The 3,251-nt window shown below is 31.2% G+C and carries 5 protein-coding genes; all 5 read left to right on the forward strand.

Going from position 1 to position 3,251, the window contains the following annotated elements; all coding sequences use genetic code 11:
• Positions 1 to 842, forward strand: an 842-nt coding sequence (locus ACIQ56_RS15975) for a tetratricopeptide repeat protein (RefSeq protein WP_397602033.1), incomplete at its 5' end; no start/stop codon positions are given.
• Positions 843 to 891: 49 nt separating this feature from the next.
• Entirely contained in the window at positions 892 to 1,530 is a 639-nt protein-coding gene (locus tag ACIQ56_RS15980) for a hypothetical protein (protein ID WP_397602034.1), read from the forward strand.
• Between the two features lie 147 nt (positions 1,531 to 1,677).
• Positions 1,678 to 2,052 carry a DDE-type integrase/transposase/recombinase gene (locus tag ACIQ56_RS15985; protein WP_397602035.1) on the forward strand — a complete coding sequence of 125 codons (375 nt, stop codon included), beginning with the start codon at positions 1,678 to 1,680 and terminating at the stop codon, positions 2,050 to 2,052.
• 236 nt (positions 2,053 to 2,288) lie between these two features.
• Positions 2,289 to 2,831 carry a peroxiredoxin gene (locus ACIQ56_RS15990; RefSeq protein WP_397602036.1) on the forward strand — a complete coding sequence of 181 codons (543 nt, stop codon included), beginning with the start codon at positions 2,289 to 2,291 and terminating at the stop codon, positions 2,829 to 2,831.
• A 61-nt stretch (positions 2,832 to 2,892) separates the two neighbouring features.
• On the forward strand, positions 2,893 to 3,251 hold a 359-nt coding region (locus tag ACIQ56_RS15995; RefSeq protein WP_397602037.1), incomplete at its 3' end, for a hypothetical protein.

Raw genomic sequence — 3,251 nt, forward strand, 5'->3', positions numbered from 1 at the left:
AAGAAACTATTGAAAAACAAGACAAAGTAACAAATGTTAAACACGCAATAAAAAAAGCGATTGCAAATGAGTTTCCATTTGAAAAAATTTCAAATGAAATATCTGAAATTTTTAAATCACTTATTTTTGTTACACCAGCGATTGATACAGAAAACACTTCAAAAATAATAAATCAAATTGAAGAAATGGTTATTGCAAAACAATATATTGATGCCATTAATTTAATTTCTCAAGCATTTCAAAAAAACAATCTTTCTGTCGTTCAGCAAGGAAACTTATTTAGATTAATCGGAGATTGTTTCACAAAACTTGGTGACTTAGACAATGGGGTTTCAAATTATACCAAAGCACTTGAACTCGACCCTTACTGTGCAAAATGTTTTATTGGTTTAGGAACAGTTGCTTTACAAAAAAATAACTACAATGTAGCTGTTCCTCAATTTCAAAAAGCAATTAGTTTAGCTCCAAACGATGACATGGCAAGCCTTGGTCTTGGCTTAGCATTTGAAGGTTTAAATGAGTTGAAAGAAGCTCTTTCTTGGACAATACGAGCTTGTCATTTAAAAGCAGACAATACAGTAGCTATTTTTAATTTGGTAAAGCTTTCTTTTGAATTAGAAGAATTTGCCGATGCGGAAAGAGTTTTAATTCGTTACTTAGGACTCCATCCCCATGATGTAAATATGATTTATACTCTTGGCACCATTGCTTTTAAAACAGGTAAAGTAGATATTGCTCTTCAATTAATGGAAAATATATTATCTCTTGATCCAATGAATAGCAGAGCTCATAGCCTAATTAATCAAATACAGAGACAAGAATTACAAAAGAAACCAGCTTAAAAAAGATAACTTGCATTATTAAATGCTCAAGATTTTGGAGGTAATAACAATGGCTGATGTAAGGGTAAATGGCAAAAGAGTTCCACCATTGCAAAGTATAGATACGTTATCAATATTAGTAAATAAATTAGAGGCTATTGCACAAAAAAACAATAGCGCTTTGACTTCAATTTGTATAAATAATAGTAATATTGATATTGATAATCCAGAATATCTTCGTTTAAAGCTTGAAAATGAAGACACGATAGATGTAAAGTTAGATACCCCAGAACAACTTTCTTACGAAAGCCTTCAAGTTGCCCTTGATATGGCAGGACTTCTTGTATTTGATTTAAAAGTTGTAACTTTAAAACTATGGGATTCTGGAAAAAACTATGAGAAAAGCTTAGAAACTCTTCTTAATGACTGTAATTTATTTTTATCATTAGGAGCAAGGCCCATATATTTATTAAATAAAGACCCCGAAAATTTAGAACCAGATGCTCAAGTTTTTTTAAGACAACTTGATACTATCGCTTATCATGTTGAAGATGCTACGTTACTTGCAGTACATGAGCATGCAAAAGAAGCTTGTTATGTCCTTGTGGGAATGGTTAAACCTGCCATAGAACGCTGGATTGGATTGAGTGCCAAATTTGCTCAAATACTTGATATTAATACAGTAACAAACAATCTAGTTATTTCTTAACATAATAAAATTCAGCGCAACAAATAATATAAATAAACTCTTGCCTATAAAATTCATTTGATATATCAAAAAAACACTGTTACGTTACCTTTTATCTTAAGGGAATGTAATAAGAATAATCGTGTTTTCTGTAAGGAGTCCTCTATAATGGCAAATAAAGAAAGAATCGACAAACAACATCGCTATCCTTGGGCAGTTATTGAAACTGCTGTACAATTTTATTTTCAACAAAACATGACTTTTCGTTCTGTTTCTGAAAAAATGTCTACACATGGCGTAGAAGTTTCTCATAAAACTGTTTACGAATGGGTTCAAAAATTCGGTGATAATGTTGATAAAAAATCACGCAAACGCATTCCAAGTTACGAAGTAGAAGAATCTTACATTAAATGTAACGGTGACTGGAAATACATGTACCGCGCTCGCGATCGCCAAGACTCTACTTTAAGTATTTGCATGCGCGATAAAAAGAATTTAACTTCTGCAAAGTCTTTCTTTAAAAAATCTTTAGAAAGCAACTAATTAAATATTTTTAAATCATTTTATATTTAATTTAATGTCCTCTCCTTTTGGTGAGGACTTTTTTTATGCGTTTTATATCCATATTTTAAAAAATTTTGAATCCCTTCTCCCTTACTTGACTTATTTATAAATTTAGATTAATTCTAATTTAAGCATTAGTATAACTTTTGCGGTTCATAGGAATCAGGTTCTTATATTTTTAAAGAATTGAACTTGTCTAATTTTTGGAGGTTTTTATGTCACGTTTTCTTGGTGTTTCTGAATCCTTTCCAACCTTTTCTGTTCCTTCTGTTGTTTCTTTAGAAAAAGGAAAAGAGTTTGCTATAATTGATAATGAAAAAATAAAAGGAAGATGGTCCGTATTCTTTTTTTGGCCTATGGATTTTACTTTTGTATGCCCAACAGAAATAGCTGAATTTAATAAATCTTATAAACAATTTTTAGATCGCGAAACAGATCTCTTTGGAGCAAGTACAGACAGTCAATATGTTCACTTAGCTTGGAGACAAAATCACGAAGACTTAAAAGGTCTTTTATTCCCTATGCTCGCAGATAATAAAAAGGAATTAAGTGAAGCTTTAGGCATTCTCCATCCAACGGAAAAAGTTCCTTTTAGAGCAACATACATAGTTGATCCAGAAGGTTTGATTCGATGGGTAAGCGTGAATGATCTCTCCGTCGGACGCAATGTGAAAGAAGTATTACGTACACTTGATGCATTGCAAACAGATGAATTGTGTCCATGCAATTGGGAAAAAGGACAATCCACTATTAAGTAACAATAAAAGCGCCACTTGAAACAGTGGTCTTTTTTTAAAATGGAAATGAAAGGCAATTTAAATGGAAACCCAAAATTTGTTAAATGCATTCATAGAAAATTATACTGAAAAATTAGACGGATTAGCGGTTAAAGATTTGAAACTAAATTTTGAAAAAGTAACAACTTCAGGACAACTTGACACAGAAGAGTTATCTTTGTTAATAATATCTCTTGGAAAAATGCTTGATTTTGAGGGATTGAAATTAGTAGGTATTGAAATTGCAAGAATAAATCAAATTCCAGATACACAAATTAATGAAGCTTTGCAAATTCCAGCAATTATGGGAATGTTAAATACTTATTATAAATGCCAGTTAAGAGTTGAGAATGTGTTTTTAGAAAAAGAATATGTACTTAAAAAGGCATGCAGAAAATCTTC

The sequence above is a fragment of the Silvanigrella sp. genome (assembly GCF_044369315.1).
In the GTDB taxonomy this organism is placed as follows: Bacteria; Bdellovibrionota_B; Oligoflexia; order Silvanigrellales; family Silvanigrellaceae; genus Silvanigrella.

Coding starts and splice junctions, on each gene's coding strand:
- ACIQ56_RS15980 (WP_397602034.1), top strand. CDS start 892: ATGGCTGATGTAAGGGTAAATGGCAAAAGAGTTCCACCATTGCAAAGT.
- ACIQ56_RS15985 (WP_397602035.1), top strand. CDS start 1,678: ATGGCAAATAAAGAAAGAATCGACAAACAACATCGCTATCCTTGGGCA.
- ACIQ56_RS15990 (WP_397602036.1), top strand. CDS start 2,289: ATGTCACGTTTTCTTGGTGTTTCTGAATCCTTTCCAACCTTTTCTGTT.